Source organism: [Phormidium] sp. LEGE 05292 (assembly GCF_015207735.1).
In the GTDB taxonomy this organism is placed as follows: Bacteria; Cyanobacteriota; Cyanobacteriia; order Cyanobacteriales; family Aerosakkonemataceae; genus Floridanema.
In genome coordinates this window covers 12,143-32,286 of record NZ_JADEWG010000023.1, presented here as the reverse complement: position 1 = coordinate 32,286, position 20,144 = coordinate 12,143, and the positions used below count along the sequence as shown (strand labels likewise).

At 37.6% G+C, this 20,144-nt stretch carries 25 protein-coding genes; 9 read left to right on the top strand and 16 right to left on the bottom strand.

Annotated features, from left to right (window positions below):
* The first annotated feature begins 3 nt into the window (after positions 1–3).
* Entirely contained in the window at positions 4–2,418 is a 2,415-nt protein-coding gene (gene recJ / locus IQ264_RS09315) for a single-stranded-DNA-specific exonuclease RecJ (RefSeq protein ID WP_193980474.1), read from the top strand.
* On the opposite strand, the gene IQ264_RS09310 is transcribed toward recJ, so the two are convergent.
* The 6 genes from IQ264_RS09310 to IQ264_RS09285 form a co-directional block, all read right to left on the bottom strand.
* Positions 2,344–3,432, bottom strand: a complete 1,089-nt coding sequence (locus tag IQ264_RS09310) for a hypothetical protein (RefSeq protein ID WP_193980473.1) — start codon at positions 3,430–3,432, stop codon at positions 2,344–2,346. The two genes, recJ and IQ264_RS09310, sit on opposite strands and share 75 nt — an antisense overlap.
* A gap of 93 nt (positions 3,433–3,525) precedes the next feature.
* Complete coding sequence (locus IQ264_RS09305; protein WP_193980472.1) at positions 3,526–4,470, bottom strand: glycosyltransferase family A protein; 945 nt, start codon at positions 4,468–4,470, stop codon at positions 3,526–3,528.
* A gap of 15 nt (positions 4,471–4,485) precedes the next feature.
* Positions 4,486–5,184, bottom strand: a complete 699-nt coding sequence (locus IQ264_RS09300; protein ID WP_193980471.1) for a YdcF family protein — start codon at positions 5,182–5,184, stop codon at positions 4,486–4,488.
* A gap of 24 nt (positions 5,185–5,208) precedes the next feature.
* Complete coding sequence (locus IQ264_RS09295) at positions 5,209–5,727, bottom strand: MogA/MoaB family molybdenum cofactor biosynthesis protein (RefSeq protein WP_193980470.1); 519 nt, start codon at positions 5,725–5,727, stop codon at positions 5,209–5,211.
* A gap of 65 nt (positions 5,728–5,792) precedes the next feature.
* On the bottom strand, positions 5,793–6,134 hold the full coding sequence (gene psb28, locus IQ264_RS09290; RefSeq protein WP_193980469.1) for a photosystem II reaction center protein Psb28: 342 nt from the start codon (positions 6,132–6,134) through the stop codon (positions 5,793–5,795).
* A 470-nt stretch (positions 6,135–6,604) separates the two neighbouring features.
* A complete protein-coding gene (locus tag IQ264_RS09285) occupies positions 6,605–7,021 on the bottom strand; it encodes a hypothetical protein (RefSeq protein WP_193980468.1) in 417 nt (138 codons plus the stop codon).
* A gap of 51 nt (positions 7,022–7,072) precedes the next feature.
* Between IQ264_RS09285 and IQ264_RS09280 the strand changes: the two genes are divergently transcribed.
* Positions 7,073–7,291, top strand: a complete 219-nt coding sequence (locus tag IQ264_RS09280) for a type II toxin-antitoxin system HicB family antitoxin (RefSeq protein ID WP_193980467.1) — start codon at positions 7,073–7,075, stop codon at positions 7,289–7,291.
* 329 nt (positions 7,292–7,620) lie between these two features.
* Here the strand turns inward: IQ264_RS09280 and ilvA are convergent, their stop codons facing one another.
* Positions 7,621–9,132: a threonine ammonia-lyase, biosynthetic gene (gene ilvA, locus IQ264_RS09275; protein ID WP_193980466.1), complete on the bottom strand. Its 1,512-nt coding sequence runs from the start codon at positions 9,130–9,132 to the stop codon at positions 7,621–7,623.
* 134 nt (positions 9,133–9,266) lie between these two features.
* Between ilvA and IQ264_RS09270 the strand changes: the two genes are divergently transcribed.
* Positions 9,267–9,620, top strand: coding sequence for a hypothetical protein (locus IQ264_RS09270; RefSeq protein WP_193980465.1), 354 nt, complete (start codon positions 9,267–9,269; stop codon positions 9,618–9,620).
* A 248-nt stretch (positions 9,621–9,868) separates the two neighbouring features.
* On the opposite strand, the gene IQ264_RS09265 is transcribed toward IQ264_RS09270, so the two are convergent.
* Both IQ264_RS09265 and IQ264_RS09260 read right to left on the bottom strand, forming a co-directional pair.
* On the bottom strand, positions 9,869–10,111 hold the full coding sequence (locus IQ264_RS09265; RefSeq protein WP_193980464.1) for an acetyltransferase: 243 nt from the start codon (positions 10,109–10,111) through the stop codon (positions 9,869–9,871).
* Between the two features lie 134 nt (positions 10,112–10,245).
* Complete coding sequence (locus IQ264_RS09260; RefSeq protein ID WP_228061401.1) at positions 10,246–10,896, bottom strand: hypothetical protein; 651 nt, start codon at positions 10,894–10,896, stop codon at positions 10,246–10,248.
* Between the two features lie 60 nt (positions 10,897–10,956).
* On the opposite strand from IQ264_RS09260, the gene IQ264_RS09255 reads away from it, so the two are divergent.
* Positions 10,957–11,286 (top strand): hypothetical protein, encoded by a 330-nt coding sequence (locus IQ264_RS09255; RefSeq protein WP_193980463.1) that lies wholly within the window; start codon positions 10,957–10,959, stop codon positions 11,284–11,286.
* Between the two features lie 97 nt (positions 11,287–11,383).
* Here the strand turns inward: IQ264_RS09255 and IQ264_RS09250 are convergent, their stop codons facing one another.
* The 6 genes from IQ264_RS09250 to IQ264_RS09225 all read right to left on the bottom strand — a co-directional run bounded on the left by IQ264_RS09250 (position 11,384) and on the right by IQ264_RS09225 (position 15,659).
* The gene (locus IQ264_RS09250) at positions 11,384–11,587 is read right to left on the bottom strand and encodes a hypothetical protein (RefSeq protein WP_228061408.1); all 204 of its coding nucleotides are present in this window, start codon (positions 11,585–11,587) and stop codon (positions 11,384–11,386) included.
* 37 nt (positions 11,588–11,624) lie between these two features.
* Positions 11,625–12,437 (bottom strand): restriction endonuclease, encoded by an 813-nt coding sequence (locus IQ264_RS09245; protein ID WP_193980462.1) that lies wholly within the window; start codon positions 12,435–12,437, stop codon positions 11,625–11,627.
* 90 nt (positions 12,438–12,527) lie between these two features.
* Complete coding sequence (locus tag IQ264_RS09240) at positions 12,528–13,655, bottom strand: MAE_28990/MAE_18760 family HEPN-like nuclease (protein ID WP_193980461.1); 1,128 nt, start codon at positions 13,653–13,655, stop codon at positions 12,528–12,530.
* Positions 13,656–13,661: 6 nt separating this feature from the next.
* Complete coding sequence (locus tag IQ264_RS09235) at positions 13,662–14,837, bottom strand: DUF262 domain-containing protein (RefSeq protein ID WP_193980460.1); 1,176 nt, start codon at positions 14,835–14,837, stop codon at positions 13,662–13,664.
* Positions 14,838–14,961: 124 nt separating this feature from the next.
* On the bottom strand, positions 14,962–15,285 hold the full coding sequence (locus IQ264_RS09230; protein ID WP_193980459.1) for a DNA-binding protein: 324 nt from the start codon (positions 15,283–15,285) through the stop codon (positions 14,962–14,964).
* A 5-nt stretch (positions 15,286–15,290) separates the two neighbouring features.
* The gene (locus IQ264_RS09225) at positions 15,291–15,659 is read right to left on the bottom strand and encodes a type II toxin-antitoxin system RelE/ParE family toxin (RefSeq protein WP_193980458.1); all 369 of its coding nucleotides are present in this window, start codon (positions 15,657–15,659) and stop codon (positions 15,291–15,293) included.
* 115 nt (positions 15,660–15,774) lie between these two features.
* On the opposite strand from IQ264_RS09225, the gene IQ264_RS09220 reads away from it, so the two are divergent.
* Both IQ264_RS09220 and IQ264_RS09215 read left to right on the top strand, forming a co-directional pair.
* Positions 15,775–16,083: a DUF1778 domain-containing protein gene (locus tag IQ264_RS09220; RefSeq protein WP_193980457.1), complete on the top strand. Its 309-nt coding sequence runs from the start codon at positions 15,775–15,777 to the stop codon at positions 16,081–16,083.
* Complete coding sequence (locus IQ264_RS09215; protein WP_193980456.1) at positions 16,058–16,576, top strand: GNAT family N-acetyltransferase; 519 nt, start codon at positions 16,058–16,060, stop codon at positions 16,574–16,576. Before IQ264_RS09220 ends, IQ264_RS09215 begins: the two co-directional genes overlap by 26 nt.
* A gap of 124 nt (positions 16,577–16,700) precedes the next feature.
* Here the strand turns inward: IQ264_RS09215 and IQ264_RS09210 are convergent, their stop codons facing one another.
* On the bottom strand, positions 16,701–17,210 hold the full coding sequence (locus tag IQ264_RS09210; RefSeq protein ID WP_193980455.1) for a hypothetical protein: 510 nt from the start codon (positions 17,208–17,210) through the stop codon (positions 16,701–16,703).
* A gap of 223 nt (positions 17,211–17,433) precedes the next feature.
* Between IQ264_RS09210 and IQ264_RS09205 the strand changes: the two genes are divergently transcribed.
* The 3 genes from IQ264_RS09205 to IQ264_RS09195 all read left to right on the top strand — a co-directional run bounded on the left by IQ264_RS09205 (position 17,434) and on the right by IQ264_RS09195 (position 20,028).
* Entirely contained in the window at positions 17,434–18,165 is a 732-nt protein-coding gene (locus IQ264_RS09205) for an HAD family hydrolase (RefSeq protein ID WP_228061400.1), read from the top strand.
* A 164-nt stretch (positions 18,166–18,329) separates the two neighbouring features.
* Positions 18,330–19,217 carry an ABC transporter ATP-binding protein gene (locus IQ264_RS09200; RefSeq protein ID WP_193980454.1) on the top strand — a complete coding sequence of 296 codons (888 nt, stop codon included), beginning with the start codon at positions 18,330–18,332 and terminating at the stop codon, positions 19,215–19,217.
* A complete protein-coding gene (locus tag IQ264_RS09195; protein WP_322744643.1) occupies positions 19,174–20,028 on the top strand; it encodes an ABC transporter permease in 855 nt (284 codons plus the stop codon). Before IQ264_RS09200 ends, IQ264_RS09195 begins: the two co-directional genes overlap by 44 nt.
* Positions 20,029–20,144 lie beyond the last annotated feature (116 nt).

Sequence of the window (20,144 nt, the reverse complement as noted above, 5' to 3'; positions counted from 1 at the left end):
AAAATGCCTCAGCAGCAACCTCAATGGCAAATTCAGCCAACAGTTCAACCGCCAGAATGGTTAATTAATGCAGTTAAACAACAAGTTCCAGAATTATCTGGTAATTATGCTGCTCAATTGTTATGGCAAAGGGGAATCCGTAATCCTGAACAATTAGCAGAATATTTAAATACTGACCTTTACAAACCTGCGAGTCCCTTTGATTTTGGTCAGGAAATGTCTTGGGCAATGGAAAGATTGCACAAAGCAAGAGATGAGCAAGAAATTGTTGCAATTTGGGGAGATTTTGATGCTGATGGTATCACTTCCACTACTGTTTTATGGGAAGGTTTAGGGCAGTTTTTTCCGCAAAATACCCAACTAATCTATTATGTGCCGAATCGCTTTACTGAGTCTCATGGTTTGAATTGTCAGGGAATTGAACAACTGGCTAAACAGGGAATTAAATTAATAATTACTTGTGATACTGGTAGTACTAATTTAATCGAAATTGAATTTGCCCAACAGTTAGGAATTGATGTAATTGTCACCGATCATCATACACTATTGCCAGAAAGACCGCCAGTAGTTGCAATTATTAACCCCCGCAATTTATTCCCAGATCATCAATTATTTAATCTTTCGGGTGTTGCTGTTGCTTATAAAGTAGTAGAAGCACTTTATCAAACTCTGCCAAATGTTCCTCAAGAACCATTAGAAGATTTATTAGATTTAGTGGCGATCGGATTAATTGCTGATTTAGTACAATTGAGAGGTGATTGTCGATATTTAGCCAAATTAGGCATTGAAAAACTGCAAACAGATTTACAAAAACCACCTAAATTAAGGCGACATCCAGGGATAGGTAGGTTACTGGAACTTTGCAAGAAAAGTGGCGATCGACCAACTGATATTTCCTTTGGTATTGGCCCAAGAATTAACGCCGTTAGCCGCATTCAAGGAGACGCTACTTTTTGTGTAGAATTGCTCACTAGTCGAGACTTAAAACAGGTCGAAAAATTAGCTTCTGAAACCGAATTAGCTAACTCTCGCCGCAAAGCATTACAGAAAGATGTAGAAAAACAAGTATGGCAAAAATTAGCGCAATTAGACCTATCAACCACTAGTATAATCGTCTTAACAGAAGTAGGTTGGCCTGTGGGAGTTTTAGGTTTAGTTGCAGGACAAGTCGCCCAAGAAACAGGCCGCCCAACTATTTTATTAAGTGTAGAAACAGCAGAAGAAGCATCAGAAAATATTAATTTTGCCAGAGGATCGGCGCGTTCTGTTAATCAAATTGACCTTTATCAATTAGTTAAAGATCAAGCACATTTATTGCATCGATTTGGTGGACATCCTTTTGCAGCAGGTTTGAGTCTTCCAATTGAAAATATTCCCCTATTTACGGAAGCAATTAATCATCAATTACGACAACAAATTGGAGCCGACCCGAATAAGTTAAATCGAGTAATCACAGCAGATTTAGTAGTAAACGTAGCAGATTTAAGTCAAGATTTGTTTCGGGAAATGAAAGTTTTAGAACCTTGTGGTATGGGCAACCCTGTGCCTCAATTAATGATTAAAAATTGCTGGTTTGACAATTTGGAAAATTACAATATAAAAGATGCAATTGGTAATAAAGTTACATACATTAAAACTAATTATATAATTAAAGATAAATCAACTAAAGTTGGGTTTCCTGGGATTTGGTGGGGACATTATAAAGATGAAATTCCTCAAGGGCGTTGTGATGCGATCGTCGAACTAGATTTTAACACCTACCAAAAACGTTATGAAGTGCGATTAATTGCTGTGCGTTCCTGTGCAGAGAATGTTGATTTATTTAATAACATTAATCAATATCAATTAGAGGGAATTTTAGATTGGCGAGATGCAAAAGTTTCTCCCTCGGCAAATTCTAATTATCAACCATTCATTGTGAAAGAATGTCCTAGTAATTGGGATGATTTACAATTATGGTTTCGCCAAGCTTTGCAAAGTAACAGAAAGTTAGCGATTGCTTATCCACCTCCTAAACAAATATCACCTAGTCAAATTTGGGAAGAGTTAGTAGGAATTGCGAAATATCTTAGCCGTACTGGAAAAAGTGCCACACCAGATCAATTACAACAAAAATTAGGAATTAGTGATACTTGCTTATATGTGGGATTAGAAACATTAGCTAATTTGGGTTTTCAAGTAACAAATTGGAATGGAAAATTTCAAATTACTAATAACCAGAAATTGCCTTCATCAAATTTGGATAGTAAAGCTACTGAAGCGATCGCTCAGTTTTTAGCAGCTGTCCAAGAAGAACAATTTCGCCGCCAGTATTTTTACGAAGTTCCTCTAGCAACTATTCAATCAGTAGTTTATCGAACTAATACTACTGAAATAAATAATAATGGTAGCTATCAATTTATTACTAGTTCGGAGTAATGAGAAAAAGGAATTCATTTGAGTTTGCAAATTTATTCGAGCATTCCGCATTTTCAAAGACAAAAATTGCTGTTGAAAAAGTGTTTTCTGTTTCCATCTAGGAGTATTGCACCAACTTTCATAAGCAGGAACAGCTTCTTCAATGATGAAATTACGCCATTGTTTAACTACGTTTTCTGGTTTAGTTTCTTCGGCACGTATTCGCCCATTTTCCACCATCGCATTACGGAAATTTTGCTCATCTCGTAGTCGCTTAAGCGCCACCAAAACTTCATTGAGCGAACTTACTTCAATATAATCTAAATCGCTTTTCCGTTCAGCCTGATATGCTGTTTCACGACCTAAAATTGCTGGCACTCCAGCGTGCCATACGTTATAAAGTTTAGTAGCTGGTTTATTGGCATAATCTTGATTATCAAAACTCCGCACAGCCAATACTACATCTACATTGCTAAAATCATGCCAGCGATCGCGATTAACTATCTGAAAATTTAATCCTAATTCATGCAGTTGCTTATTCCAAGTTGCTGTTTTTAACTCTGGTGCTAAGTTTCTTTCATGACCAAAATAGGCCACATTTTCAAATTTATCACCCCTGGAAGCATTGCGAGGAATTAATCCAGGCTGCCTCCAATGAGGCATATACGCACTCTGCCATATTTTTTCTGAATTTTTAAATATACCTTCCTGACGATTTAACACAATATGAATCTGGGCGTTAGGATGAGGAGCTTTATCCGCTAACATACAAACTAAAAGAATTTTTGCTCCTGGTCTAAAATTATCCACCAAAGATGAACGATGCGCTAAAACAATCCCTTCCGTAGGTATAGCTCCCACTAGTTCGCAGGGAAAATTATCCGCTTTTAGTCGAAGATATGTTTGCAAAATCCAACAATAAACACCATCTTGATACATTCCAGGTAAGTAAATATCTGGATCTTTAGGGATAGTGTCAGCCAAATTTTCCCAGTTAGGTAGGTAAAAATAAATAGGCGGTAAGTTGTTTGCCATATTGATTGGATTACGCAACTACTTTCATCATAACTTACTGTCTATTTTTAGAAAATTTCCCAAATTTACTGCATTAATCTACGCGAAATCACTTTATTTTTTTAACAATTTCCATTTTACGAATTTACCTATAGTTCTAGGTACACCATACAATTTTTCTAAAAACAGATTCCATAGATATCCATATTGCGGGTATCTTTTAACTAACAAAGCATCAGAAATTACATGAAATCTTGGGGGTTTCAATTCTGGAGGTTTATCAATATAACGAATTTGTTCTGGTTTAGGCATCCAATGTCCAATAATGGCATCTTTTTGGAAGTATTTAGCCTGGACAAAAACCCCTAATAACCGATCGAAACCTGACGAAGGTATCCAGGTAATTGCACCCAATACTTTTGTAGTTTGGGAAAGGTCTACAAGTGCTTGTTGCACTAATTTATTTTGCCAAACTACATTATTGAAATTTTCAAAATGATAGCCTAAATTATCTTTTCTACCTGTAAAAGGCAACAATGCAAATTGTAAATCTAGCTTCTTGTCTAAAGGAATAACCGGAACTTCCAACAAACCTTTGTAATTACCTTGCTGATAAGGAAAAGGATTTTCTGGGGTTTTCTTACAAATCTCTAATTGTCGAACATCAGGAATTTCTTCCCAATCTTGTTTAATTCGTTCTTGGTCTTTAAAATCAATGTTTTCTTTTTTTAATCTTAAAATGCAGCTGTCGGGAAATCTCTCAAAATACTGACTCGTCAAATGCACTACATCAGGATGTACAAAATCGTCATCATCCAAAGCTAAAACATATTCACCAGTAGCATTAAGTAACCCAACAAATCTTTGCATCATTTCCCCTTTGTAGGGACTGGTTAAAATTTTAACTCTTGGGTCATCTAAGGGACGAATCGGAACGCTAGGGTAATAAACTAAGACAAATTCAACATTTCCTTTAATTTTTAATAACTGTTCTAACCAATAATCAGAATATTTTCCAGTTGTCGGAGTTACAATTGTCAGAATTGGCTTTTCTTTCATATCATTTATTCCTAATTAATAACCTAGATTAGCTTGTCTTTCGCATTTAAAGCCTTTCATCTTCCAAATATTTAAATCCACTTGAGAAAGAGGGATTAAATTAGTACACTTTGGTTCATGAAATTGGCTCACAATCGCCCAAATTAACCCGCGAGTTACATCTATTGTAGTTACAAAAAATGATTCGCGATTAGCGGGCACGCCATGAGTTTCTGTTGCTATTTCTAATTCTACCCAAATTCCGTGAGAACCTAACATAATTTGCGCTAACCAAATTGCTCTCGGTAAATGGGTGGCTGAAGTAACTAGTTTAACTTTGTTTACTTGCCATTGTTTGAGAATTGGTAAATTATAATAGAAGTTCCCAAAAGTGGAATTGGCACAGTTTTCTAGCCAAACATTATCAATGGGAGCAGCGGCTCTTTGAAATATTAGTAAAATACAAGGAGCTAAGGAACCGTGAGAGATTAAAATTGGGATTTCGGGTGATTGTTTCGCTAATTGGGCAACGTGAATTTCCCTAGTTATACTTCCGCCTAATACTAAAATAGCGCCGACTGGTTTTTGGGAGGCTGCATATAAAATGGCGCTGTTATATAGTAATAAAATTCCTAAGACTAAGCATAATACAAATAAACCGATGAGTAGCGATCGCTTACCGAAACAACGCAACCAAAACCTAAATTTATTTTTTTGCTTTCTTTCCGGTTTCATTGCTACTATTTTGACTAATATCCGTCAATTTTTGGTGAGGTTAGGGTTAAGTTGAGTTACTAAATGCACCAGTTCCGGCAAAATCAATTTTTCCATTGCGAGTTTTACGGCATTACTAGAACCAGGAAGAGAAAAGATTAATTTGCTTTGGTAAATCCCCGCTACTGCTCTAGATGCGATCGCTCTCGAGCCAATTTCCTGATAACTCAAAAAGCGAAACAACTCACCAAAACCAGGCAAAGTTTTTTCGAGTAACTTTTCGATCGCGTCATAAGTTGTATCCCTTGGCGCAATCCCTGTACCACCATTGAAAATCAAAGCTTGCAAATTCGATCGTTTACTCAAAATCTGCATTTGCTGTTGAATTTGCACTGGTTCATCTTTGACAATAGCGTAAGCTCCTACTATATGACCAGCATCTAGTAATAAATTTTTTATTAAATTTCCGCTGCGATCGGTTTCTTCTGTACGAGTATCACTAACTGTAATTACTGCACAATTAACTATGAGTTTAGATTTGTCGGGATGTGGCAAGTTGCTCATAAATTTCATTGAAGTAAAAGAAGGATGAAGTAGTAAAATTAACCTCATCCTCCAGTTTATTTATTTCATTCTTCTGATTTGTTCAAACCTAAACCATGTTCTTCGGCATACCGATTCATAAACCGAATAAATCGCTCCCACTGTTCAGCAGATTTAATAATGTAAAGTGCTTCTAATGCTTCAGGTTGACCGTTGATAAACTTAGCTTTTACTTCCCTGGTTACTAATTCCCCTTCTTCATCAACTAAATACATTCCAGTAATTTCGTCTGTACTGTTACTGCTGAGTGCTTTCGGTTTTTGGAAATAGAATGTAGCTGTGCCATTACTTCCATCCCGCGATCGGGTAATCCGTACATCGGGAATAACTTCTTCATTGATGCCTTTAGAAAACTGAATTTGAGCCATGATACCTTAATAGACAATTTTACGATCAGCGATTTTAGTATTTTCTCATTATTTAGAACCCAAAGTTCTAGATCTTTTGAGGACAGGGATATATGTATAAACTAACACACTCTGTTTCGGGATTTTTTGGTGAGATTACTATCATAACTTCACATAATTAACATAGTTCTCTTTCTAATATAAAAACTTGATAAAGACAATCTTTTTTCTATGCTTTGTCTGTTATCAATTCGTATACTTCTTAAGTGGTAAGCATAACTACGCATAACCTTTGCTTGTTGGAGCATTTTTCGGCGAGTTTATATAGGTAGCGTTTGAAGTGTCAATTTGCTTTTGTCCTGTTACCAAGTTGCATTTTGCACCTTGGTGCAGGTACTTTATTCCATTAAATCATCCGTTGCAAGTTCACCAGGATAAAAGTTATCCTGAAAATTTATCCCAAGAAGTAAAAAATATTTAGCTTAACAGATTTATTCATCATTCACTTGCTTAACCACCTCTAATGATAAATTTAACGCTCTTGCAATTTGTTCGTCACTTAAGCCAAATTGCCGTAATTTATCAATTGTTTCCTTATTAGCTTGATTCTTGCTTTCCTGGCGACATTTAGCTTGCTCTGATTGACTGTTATCAAGAGTTGCATTTGCTTTATCTGAACAAATATTGATATAGCCAATCATGTTATTTTGCTTATCATTAACTGTGGTGTTTTTATTAAAAATAATCTTTAGTTTTCGTTGTCGTTCTAACACTGATTTCAAGTTTCTTTTAGTAACTAATTTTTTCGTGTTTGGATTACCAATGCTCTTACTTTTCAGTGGAATTTCTGGATTCTTTGTTGCAATATTTTTTGCAAGTATTGGCTTGGGTTCTGTAGGAAATATCATAGGTATAATAGTGAAAATTTTGGTATTCGTAACATATATTACACAAAAAAAATGATGAAAGTTAAGTATCAAATTCTCATTCAATGGTCTGATGAAGACAACTGCTTTTTAGTGGGATTTCCTGATTTTCCCGGACAGCGTTGGCGGACTCATGGTGATACTTATGAGGAAGCTTTTGCCAATGGCACTGAAGCCTTGGAGTCATTAATTTTGGCTTACGAAGCCACTGGCGAACCACTTCCAGAACCAACAGTTTACAACGCTGCTTAATCAGATTATTAAGTTTTTTTTATTACCTTTTAATTAGTTTGATTAAGTACTAATAACCCGCGTTTGAGCTTGTAAACGCTACGAGTTTCACCGTGTAAACTGCTCGATAAGTGTCTCCATCGAAGTCTTCCACAACTTCAAGAACTCCAGCACCTTTAAATCCTTTGAGTGGTTTAGCTGAAGGATGCTTTTCACCGCATTGAGCTATGGAACTCCCTCACATCTTCCAGGGAACTTCCAACCCACTCAACGGGTTTCAAAGATGAAATCATATCTTAAATATCCTTGTTCTGGCATATTATTGCCAATATGAAGCTTAACAGTAAACCCTACCCCAAAAATAACTTATAAGCCGGATTTTGACTTTCATCCCAATAGCGATAACCCAAGGTATCAAGGAATGCTTGCCACTCTTTCATCTCATCAGGTGGTACTTGAATTCCGACAACAATTCTGCCGTAATCTGAGCCATTGTTGCGGTAATGAAATACGCTGATATTCCAATTCGGACTCATGGAATTAACAAATTTCATTAATGCGCCGGGACGTTCAGGAAATTCAAAACGGTACAATAATTCATTGTGTGCAAGTGGAGAACGTCCGCCAACCATGTGACGTAAATGTAATTTGGTAAATTCATCGTCTGTTAAATCAATTGTTTTCAATCCATGCGATTCAAAAGTTTCGACCATTTTGGCAGCATCGGCGCGATTTTCTACTTGCACTCCGACAAAAATATGGGCAATTTTTTCATCAGCAATGCGATAGTTAAATTCGGTTAAACCGCGTCTTCCCATACATTCGCAAAATTTGCGGAGACTACCTGGTGTTTCGGGAATTGTGACGGCAAAAATCGCTTCTCGATGTTCGCCTAATTCTGCTCTTTCTGCGACAAAACGTAGACGATCGAAATTCATGTTAGCACCACAAGCGACGGCAACTAAAGTTTGTCCTGCAATTTGCTCTCTTTCGACGTAAGCTTTAGCACCTGCGATCGCTAATGCGCCAGCTGGTTCTAAGATCGATCGCGTATCCTCAAAAACATCTTTAATTGCCGCACAAGTATCATCAGTATTCACCAAAATAATATCATCCAAATATTCCTGACACAGGCGAAAAGTTTCCTCTCCCACTTCTCGCACTGCTACACCATCAGCAAATAAACCAACCTGCGGTAACTTTACCCTTTTGCCTGCTTTTAAAGACTGATACATAGCATCAGCATCCACAGGTTCTACACCGATAATTTTAATATCTGGACGAATGCGTTTTACATAAGCACCAATACCGGAAATTAAACCACCGCCACCAATTGCCACAAAAATAGCATGGATTGGTTTCTGATATTGTCGCAGAATTTCCATGCCGATCGTACCTTGTCCAGCAATCACATGAGGGTCATCAAAAGGATGAATAAAAGTTAACCCTTTTTCTACTTCCAATTGCCGCGCATAACCACAAGCTTCATCAAAAGTATCGCCATACAAAACAACTTCTCCGCCTCTAGCTTTCACCGCATCAACTTTTACTTGCGGAGTAGTTACAGGCATCACAATAATTGCTTTTGTTCCCAATTTACTAGCACCAAGGGCAACTCCTTGGGCATGATTTCCCGCAGATGCCGCTATTACGCCTTGCGCTAAAATATCAGGCGGTAGTTGTGCCATTTTGTTATAAGCACCCCGCAATTTAAAAGAGAAGACAGATTGCATATCTTCCCGTTTTAACAGGATTTTATTATTTAGCCTTTTAGAAAGATTAGATGCGTATTCTAAAGGAGTTTCTTGAGCTACATCGTAAACACGGGCGGTGAGGATAAGTTGCAGGTAGTCACAAAACATAGCGAGGGGTTGGCAAATGGCGGATAAAATTTTATTTTAAGCTACTTGTGTCCCCTTTGCGATCGTATTTTCATGCCAAAAGAGCTCGTCACTAATCCAGAATTAATATAAACATATCTAAACAGCAAAAAACGATGAACAGAACTTTCTATAATATTTTAGGATTCCTCTCCGTAATTGCAGCTATTTCTCTCCTGTTGCAAATTCGAGAGATATTAGCCACCAGACCACCTGAAAATCTATCATTGTTCTATGGGGGTACAGCTTTGCTGGTGGGAGTGTGCATCGTTATTGCCATCTTCTGTTTTTTCCCCAAAAGTCACCCATATACACTGCGGATAATTGGTGCGATCGGTCTAATTTCTACAATATATTATTTATATGATGCTTTCCGTACCCAAAACTTTTTTCAATTAGGAACAGCACTTTTATTTTGGCTTCCTGGATCTATTTACCTAATTGCCAAAGGTAAAATAACCGATTCGTAATAACTCTTGCTAAAGCCAATTTTCATCTGCGTTTATCTGCGTGAATCTGCGGTTAAAATATTTTTTATCTTCAGCTTGCATAATCATTTAATTTCCAACTTTAACCAAAATTGTAGGGTGCGTTAGGCGTAGCCGTAACACACCATCAACTCATATTTTGTTTAAATTGTAGAGTGCATTAAATGTAGATGTAACATACACTCAACTAACAATTTTGGTGCGTTACACTGCGTTAACGCACCCTACAATTATGGGGTTGCCATGAGCGCAACAGGTCGCGGAGGAATTTCATTATAGTGAGAGTCTATCCAGCAAACAGGTAAAGGTTCGCCGGAAGGAAAAATCAATTCTGATTTCGGGAATATTTCCGGGTCTTGCATTTCTTCCCCAGAGTGAGATTGACCAAGAATCTCGGTTTTACAAGGGTTATAAAGATCTGCAAGTACCAACACTTCTATCAAATCCCCGGTTTGCTTCTGTTTGAGAAACATAACGCCTCCAGGTTAAATACGCCTCTATTTATTTGATAGCACATTTTACATAGCAAATACATTAAATTTTGTCAAGCAAGGAAATAAGGAAAAAAACCAAATTAACCTAGCTTTTACTAAGGGTTTACACTGAGTTAATCAGGTAAGGCAAATCCTGTGCGAGGATCGCGGATATACAAACCGAGAACTAAAGAATTCATCACTGTATCCCATACTGGAATTAGCGTTTCTGCTTGATCGGCCCAAAAATCAAAGGTAATTAAACATTGCACGCCAGAACCTAAACCAATGCAAATTCGAGAAAATGCTTCGCGGTTTTCGTTGGGGTCAATAAATTTAATTTCTGTCCACACGACACGGGCGGTTTGGCGTTTGAATTGGATGATTTCTCCTTGTGCGATCGGATTCCGTTCATCATCGCGAACAATCTGCTTTAATAGGGGAACTAAGGGGAATTCTGACCAATCGCCTTGGGGAAGTAAGTTATAAGAAGCTTCTAAGCGACAATCATCATTTGGTGGTTTTTTGTCTAAAAACCGAAATGACTTGGTATCTGGTTCAAAATGCCAATCTTGGGGCACATCGAAGCGTACTGCCCCTCTTCCAGCAACAAAGATGCGAGTTCCTGGGGTTGATTTCCAGTTGTGGTCTTCTTTTAACTCTAGAGTTTCTTTGATCCATTGGAGATTGTGCTTTTTACCTTTCTTAGCCATAAATATTCCATTGTTGACTTCCCTATATTGTGCCGTAGGTTGAGGGATTTGTTTAAAATATGATGGTTGCATATTAATGGTACTGTTTATGAGTAGCTACCAACGCAACTGCTAACGGATACTTGGATAAATGTGACTAGGGAAGAATATTTGCAGGTAATTAGCGATCGCAAAAAAAACAAAACTATGAACCAGCATCCATTTAATAATTCCGAATATGATGACTCTAACGGCTTGGTTGATATAAATAAGCATCAACAGCCGATTAATCAAGAAGTAGAACTAACGACTACCCAGAGTAAAGAGGTAAAAGCAGCAAAACAGAGTTTGAAACGTTTCACCTTAATTCTGATTGTTGTTGGTGTTAGTTTGGGAGTAATTTTAGCTGTAGGTACTATTAGTTTTCTCAATCGCTTTAATCTGTTTGATGTTCCGACTCAGGTAGATCAACCTTCTAAATAACTAATTTTTGGTAACAGATTCAGTTTAAGCGATCGAGCGATCGCAATTTACAACGTTCCAGTTAATTGGGGGGGATAGTGCGATCGATCTCCTTTGGCTAAAGAATTTTGAAAATAGCTTCTCTGCTAACAGTTTCGGTTTCTTCTCCTTCTTGTATTGCTCTTTCCATAGCAATATCTTCGATAATTTCTGATAGCAGTTTAGAAAACTCTTCTCGATTCTCTTGAAATAGTTCAATAATTGAAGCTTTCAGTAGTTCCTTGAATTGGTCTGAATTAAGGGTGATTTCAGTAATTTTCACTCCTTATTTATTGAGCTTTCTTTGTTCAGTCAGTAGTTTAGGTTATTTCAGAGAAGTAACTCAAATCAATTTTTACAAGTCTATAAGTTTTTATGTCAGCAACTCCTACTAAATGAGAAATCATTAATTCACCAAGGAGATCTCCATTGATTAAACTAATAGTCTTTTCATGATCTTGGGCAAAATCACGAGCAGGTTTAGTAAAATCAGAAGTTGTAATGAAAACTCCTTTTTTCATTTTATTTAGTGCGCCAGCAAAAGCTCTAACTTCTTTCACATCAACTTTTCGTTCTAGAGCATACTTTTTAGCCTGAACTTTAATTAACTCAAGACCTAATTCATCTTGCTTTATTACGGCATCAATTCCTTCATCATAAGGCCCATCAGTATACTCACCACTGTTTGTTTGATCGTATCCATAACCCATTCTAAGCAATAAATCAATTACTAGCCTTACAAAGAAAGCATCATCTGCTTTTAGTATAATATCTAATAACTGTTGCTTTACCAAAGAAATGTGCAGCTTGTAAGCAATATCTACCTTTTCTTCTGGCAATAGCTCCTCTTGTTTTAGCTCAACCTCCTTTTTAGTGATTTTTTTAGAGCCAGAAATACCATCATTTATTAAATATTTATTTTCGTCAACTACCCGAAAATGCTTAACGGGGTTTGCAGAAGGAAAATTAAGCCCTAAACAGTGCCTCCTTATTTGAGAATTAACAACTCCTTCTGGATTCTGTGCTTTAACATCGTATAAATTTTTTTCTATTATTTTTTTATATATTTGCTTATAATTTAAAGGTTCCTTACTTTCTTGCAATACAATTTTAATAGCCTCTATAATTGTCATAAACCAAGCTCTATTTTATTACTTTATGTCAGGCGATCGCAACCTGTAATAAAAAGAGCGATCGCTTATTCATTCAACTATATAGTAGTCCTATATAAGTAGTGATGCAAGTCGGTATAACCTACTTTGTACTAAGAAGAGAAAGGCAGAAATTACTACTTGGTTATCACTCACTAAAATTACATAAAGTTTAAATCCTTTTTTCGCATCAATATCAAACTTCAACCCCACTTCCTGTTCGCTGCTAATAGTAACCTCTTCATGGGAAATATCGTCAATCATAATACTCTCAATCTTAGCCAACTGACAGTATGAGGATGCCTCGCTAACTAGAAAAAGATTTTCTGCAACAGACAAAGTGATTTCCTTGACTCTCGCAACTCCTGCTTTAGGCTTGTTATACCACTCTGTAATTTGACCAATTTCTTTAGCTTTAACTATTGAATTTTCCCACGAAATCACTTGAAAAGTTACTAACTCTGCTAAAGCTTGGCACAAAGCCTCTATAAAGTAGCTTAAGTCTAGCAGTTCTTTAGTACTTAGAATATTATCTACAATAGCTCCGTGTGCTGCATCATTTCGATAAGTTATAAAATCTTTTAGTTCACCTTCAGCAGTATTCTGACTGCCACGAATCTCTTCGACAAATTGCTTAATCCCTCTATGTTTCTGTACCCAAACCCAGGCATTAGGAATACCAGCATCAGCAAACAATTTCTCTAGTACGTCTTTACGTAAATTCTGCTCATGAAATAGAAAAGCATCAGGTATTAGATTATATTCTTGTTTACCTGTCTCACCGCTCAATAAACCTTGAATAACCTCTTTAATAGAAAGGCTTTGAAATCTTTCTTTTTTTAGATCGACTAATAATCGTCCAACACCTATTTGGTGTGTCACTCTAATCCTTTCTTCCAAATGTAAATAAATAGGAACAATGCTGGGTAGAAGTTTAAGCCAATCCGTGATTAAATCTTCAACAAATCGCTCATAAATCGCATACAATCGCGTTACTACAGCACAGTGATCGTAGACTAGCCACTCTCGTTCGCTAGGAAGATTTTCTATTAATTGAGTAAGTTCGGTATTTTCCTCTGATTTCTCTTGTGTTGCGCTTTTCTCTGCAAATAAAATTCCTCTAAGCTTATCGTTAGTTTGAATAATTTTTTGTACTGTGGAGATATTCACATTCACTGTTTGGAGAAGCTCATCAAACATTGCAAGCTACTCCCCAATAACTTGCGAGAGCATTTCGTCAAATATCCTAATTCGATCTTGGATATCAGCCTTAGTTCTACCCTCACCTGTTAAAAGACGCGATTCCTCTTTCTCAAAGAGTTTCTTTGTCTCTTCAATTACTCTCGATTTTCGAGCGATCAATATTTCTGCTTCATGCAAATGTTTGCTAAACCCAACCATAACAGCATCATAGTAAGCTTTATAAGACTTTTTCTGCCAAGTTCCAGACTCCGGTACAAAGGGTTTGAACAAATTTTCTTCATAAATTCGGTGAGCTAGATTGATTGTTTGTAAAAAAAGCTCTTTCAAAAATTTGATGTCTTTTTCAGAAAATTTCAAGCTTTTCCTCATATACAAATCAAGAAATCCTTCCATACCATTACGGAAATGGTTTACATTCCGCAAAGCAAAAAAACGGAGAACTAACTCGGCATCTTCCATTTTTTTATAAAGAGTATTCGTTGATAATTCTGGATTCTTATCATCGGTAGGAATTCCCCATGCCTGAGCAAATATGGGATTACGTGCTAATTCTATTAATAAAGAATCAAATTTTCCATAATACAAGCAGTGTCGTACTTCTTGCTGACTCAAATCGACTCCACCAGTATTAAGACGCTCGAAAGTCTTCTGTTTTAAAAATAACGCCTCGTCTGGATCGAAGTTTGATTCTCTAATAATTACGATAGATGAGATAGAACGACGATCAAGACCAGCTTTAATTTTTTCAGGCAGATTTTCGTATTTAAGTCGATTTAGTTCTGGCCAAAGTTCAAGTCCAGTCAACGCAAATTGATTTGTGTAAAAATCCCGAATAGCGGTGATTCTCTGTTGACCATCCATTACCTCATAAGAATTATAATCAATCTCATAAAGAATAATAGGTGGAACGGGAATGTTAATCAGAAATGACTCGATCAATCGTGACTGCATCTTAGTATCCCAACGCCACCTTCTCTGATAATCTGGTCGCAAATTCATGTACTTAGGATTTTTTAATAATGCTTCGACAAAACTCGGAAGTTTTTCACGGTTGATTTCGGTAAGTATTCTCTTCTCTCCTGATTCATACTTATTGTTAATGTCAAACTCAGACATTTTAGTACGACTTTTTGAAGGAGATTTTTCCCACATTTTTTCTTCAACTGGTGCAAGTGACATTTTTTCACATCCTTAAACGCATATTTATGTTAGAGTTTTTTAGGCAGAAAATCCAAAAATTTTTTGTTATGCTTGATTTTATGTTGAAACAGTAAAATTGATGGATTACTTGCCAACAAGATTTTTATACTCTAGCAACTGTTTCAACCTTAATATCTACATTTAACGTTTTACGGAGAACATCAAATATAGTAGTTAGATTGTCCATTGTAGGATTACCTTTTGCAGATAACATCCGGTGAAGACTTTTGCTCGGTATAGAAGTTTTAACCGCCATTTCTTCAAAACCTACAGTTGCATTTACAAGCTCTCTTAGTATAAGTCTTGCTGTTTCTGGTTCACCATTGAGAAAAAGGTAAATCGCTTCATCAAGCAAGGCTGTTGCAAATTCTGAATCTCGCTGAATTCTTGCGTTAACGGTTTCTTTGAAGTTTCTAGTTAATGACATAATAATTACCTCTTTTTTTTCTTCTTTTTCTTAGTCTCTTTATTTTGCTCTTCGTTAGCTTCTTTCTTTCGCATTTTGTACTCTTGGTACAATTCCTTAGCTCGATCGATATCCGACTGCTGATCTTTTTTTGTCCCTCCACCAAACAAAATTATCAGTTCCTCACCTTCCTGAGTCAGGTAAATACGATATCCCGGCCCCCAATCGATCTTGTATTCACCTATTCCCTCAAACCATTTGACGTTTGATGTATTGCCTAATTCAAGACGAGACTTAGCAACTGTCACTTTCGCTGCAGCTTGGGCATCCAAACTATCAAACCATTCTTGATAAGGGCTTGAGCCATCTTCTCTAAGATATTCTTGAACTTCCATAATAAAATTATAGTAACTTATATGTTACTTTGGGTCAAGCGATCGCCCTTCCCCCATCCCAATCAAATACGGCATTTTGCCGTATAATAAAGAAAACTAGAACCCTTATTTCGCTATGCCAAAAGCTAGCCGATCGCAAGCATCAGCCAGATTAGAAGCGCGTGTCAGTCCAGAAATTAAAGCTATTTGGCAAAAAGCCGCTGATTTAGAAGGACTTACCTTGACAGATTTTGTCATCGCCAGCGTTCAAGCAGCAGCTTCTAAAGTGATTGAACAGCACCAAACTCTCAAGCTTAACTTGGAAAATAGCGAAGCTTTTGTAAATGCTTTGCTCAATCCTCCGTCGCCTAATGAAGCATTGAAAACAGCGGCTTTGCGTTACAAACAAGTGATGGAAAATGGCATTAACGATCAAACTACTTGATAGCCACAAACATAATCGCTCAAGTTTCTCTTGTGGAGAAGAAAGCCTTGATAATTACATCCGTAAACAAGCTTCTCAGGATCTTAAAAAGAGAGTGGCAATGGTATTTGTTTTAGTTGATTCTCCGAATATAGATGTTATTGCTTATTACACTCTTTCTTCATACACGATCGCATTAACAGAACTGAGCGAATCTTTTGCTAAAAATTTACCTCGTTATCCGTTGCTTCCTGCTACTTTGCTCGGTCGTTTGGCGGTCGATCGCACTCAACAAAGTAAACATTTAGGTGAGCTAATTCTCATAGATGCCCTCAAAAAAGCACTCTTAGCAACTGCACAAGTCGCATCTTTAGCAATAATAGCAGAAGCCTTAAATGAGAGAGTCGCAAATTTCTATCAAAAATATGGTTTTCAATCGTTCAAACAAGAACCAATGAAACTTTATTTACCGATGAAATCTGTTGAAGAACTTTGTCAGGTTTTGAATATTTAATTTGTTTTAAGCGATCGCATCTACTAAAATTCAAACATATAATGGAACTACTAACTGCTTTCCTCCATCCAAAAAGCTGCTCAATAGTTTAAAGTTAACTATTGAGCGATCGCACTCTCCCCGATTACTGAATTTTAAACACCTGAAAAATCCGGCGATAGCCAGTTCTAGCAGTCGCTTCTAATTCTTTCCTTTCCGATGCGGTAAAATCAGTTTTCATTTTATCACCATCATAAAACAAAGCTGCTAATTTCCCATCGTTGAAAATCGCCAGATCGCCATTATGAAAAAAGCGAATTGCTCTAACTTGTTTATTCTTAAACCAATATCCTAAACCATCTCCCTCTTGAGTCAGTGCTTCTGAAGCTTGCACTGGTTGACCGTTAATGGTACAAATTTGGTAAGTCATATTACCGATCGTTCTTTGGGTTTTTTTGCAGCCTTTAGTGCTTTGTTCGAGTTGCTGCACGGTTCCATTGTAAAATGCTTCATCAGTTGCAGGTTCAATTTGAGCGTTAATTTGATTAGCTTTGCTGAAGTGGGCCGATAAATTTGGTGCAGAAGCGATCGCTAAATTTTGCAGACAACCGCACAGGATAAGCGTAAAAGATAGGAATCGTAAAGAGTTCATCATTGTTGGCGTAACAGTAGTTTAGAGTTGAATGGAAGATAATTTTTTAGTCGCATATATTTTTAATAGCTCTATCTTTTGTGATTGGTGCGATCGTTCTTTTCTCATTCTTTCCATAACGGTTCTTTTTACTTGGGTATAATGTAAATTGTAAATCATTTCCACACAAGAACTCATAGAATAGGCTTTCTAGCTATCCGCTATTTTCTCCTCTTCTTAAAGACAGATGAACTCTGACGTTCTCTATGTCAATAATCAAGCAATTAACTTGAAGGAGAGAATCATGCCGTTAGAGGGTGTACTTTTAGATGTAGATGGAACTCTGGTTTTAAGCAATGATGCTCACGCACAAGCTTGGGTAGAGGCATTTGCTGACTATGGATATGAAATAAAATTTGCAGATGTGCGCCCTTTAATTGGTATGGGTAGCGATCAATTAATTCCCAAGTTGGTATCAGAACTCAATGGTAAGGAGGAAATTTGCAAAAAACTTTCCGATCGCCGCAAGGAATTGATTCTTAATAAATTTTCTTCTGAGTTAGTTGCTACTAACGGTTCACGAGAATTGGTGCAAAAAATGAAAGATCAGGGGTTACATTTAATTATTGCCAGTTCAGCTACTTCGCAAGAAATGGATATTTTGTTAAAAATTGCTCGTGTAGATGATTTAATTCCAGAACAGACAACTTCTAACGATGCGGAAAACTCAAAACCTGCACCGGATATTGTGGAAGTTGCTTTGCAAAAAGCTGATTTAGAGCCTGATAAAGCGGTAATGTTAGCTGATACACCCTACGATGTTGAATCTGCTGGAAAAGCGGGTGTAGGAGTTATTGCTTTTCGTTCTGGTGGTTTTAGTGATGAGGAATTATCTGGTGCGATCGCTATTTACGACGATCCCGCCGATCTGCTGCGACAGTACGATCGATCTCCCTTGGCTAAAGAATCTGGAAAATAGCTTCTCGACTAACAGTTCCGGTTTCTTCTCCTTCTTGGATTGCTCTTATCTAGCGTTAAAGCGCCTAATGCAGTTCAAAAAAAATCAAAAAACAAAACTTTTCACCAAATTTATGTAAAACTAATAGTTAGATGTTCTAACTATCCTGAGAGGTCAATCAATTCGTGACCAGACTTACTCAAAACGTAGGAAGTTCCACAGGAGAATCGCAACTTCCGCCCACTAACGCCTCTGCGATCTTAGAAACTCATGCCTTAACGCGACGCTTTGGTAAAGCGTTCGCGCAGCGTGCCGTTAGGCATATCGCAGTTAATGACTTAAACTTAACTGTGCAAGCAGGGGAAGTATTTGGTTTACTAGGGCCTAATGGGGCGGGTAAAAGTACAGCCATTAAAATGCTGACCACCTTGCTGCCTCCTAGCGCCGGAAGTGCAACTATTGCCGGATTGGATCTCACCCGCCAAGCTGCCACAGTGAGAAGGGCAATTGGCTATGTTCCCCAAGCACTTTCCGCCGATGGCAGTTTAACAGGGTACGAAAATCTGCTGATTTTTGCCAAGTTATACGATATTCCCCGAAAAAAACGAGAAAACTACATTCGGGAATTGCTGAACTTTATGGGTTTGCAAGATGCTGCTCATAGATTAGTTCAGCAATATTCTGGAGGGATGATTCGCAAGTTAGAAATTGCCCAAGCCATTCTACATCAACCATTAGTATTGTTTTTAGATGAACCAACCGTCGGACTTGATCCTTTAGCCCGGAGTAATGTTTGGGAATTAGTGGAAAGATTGCGATCGAACTTTGGCACAACTGTCTTTTTAACTACTCATTTTATGGAGGAAGCGGATAGTTTGTGCGATCGCATTGCAATTATGCACCAAGGTCAAGTAATTGTCACAGGTACACCCACAGAATTGAAAGCATCCCTTAACCAAGAAGATGCGACTTTAGATGATGTTTTTATTCACTACACCGGGGATTTATTAGCATCGGGAGCGAATTATCGTGAAACCTCAAGAATCAGGCGCACTGCTAAACGGTTGGGTTAAACCAAAACATAAGCGTGCCAATAATTGGCTGAGTGCAATCTCAGAATTAATTAGAAAAACGATCGTCCTTACAGAATTAGAAGTCCGCAAACTACTTCACGATCCTAGCGATTTATTTGTACGTGCGGCTCAACCTGTGCTTTGGTTAGTAATTTTCGGACAAGTTTTCGCCAAAATTCGAGCCATACCCAGTAATGGTTTACCTTATTTGGATTTTATGGCTGCGGGAATTTTGGCACAAAGCGTTTTATTTGTAGCCATTTTTAGTGGTGGAATGTCCATTATTTGGGAACGAGACTTGGGAACAGTCCATAAATTCCTCGCTAGTCCGACTCCCCGTGCAGCAATGGTGCTTGGTAAAGCCTTGTCAGCCGGAGTTAGAGGCTTTTGCCAAGTGATTGTAATTTACCTATTGTCGTTGCTGATTGGTGTACACCTCAATCTCAATCCCTTAGCTTTTTTGGGTGTTGTACTGGTTGTGTTTTTAGGGGCAGCTTGTTTTTGCACTTTTTCCTTAATTATTGGCTGTCTGGTAAAGTCACGCGAACGCTTTACGGGTATTGGACAATTGTTAACTATGCCCTTATTTTTTGCTAGCAATGCGATTTATCCCATTGTTCTGATGCCGATATGGTTGCGATCGATCGCGCACCTTAATCCTTTAACTTATATGGTGGATGCTTTGCGGGGAACAATGCTGGCGAATGGTCGTAGTATTTATGGATTTGGTACAGATTGTCTGATTTTGCTGGCAGTAGTAGTAGTTCTAACATTTATCTGCGGAAGACTTTACCCAAGCATAGCTACTTAGGTTTTGGGGATAGGGGACTGGGTACTGGGTACTAGGGATGAGGAAAGTACCCAGTCCCCAATCCCGTAGGATAGGCATCTTGCCTGTCATCCTCCATCCCTGGAAAAGCTGGTCGC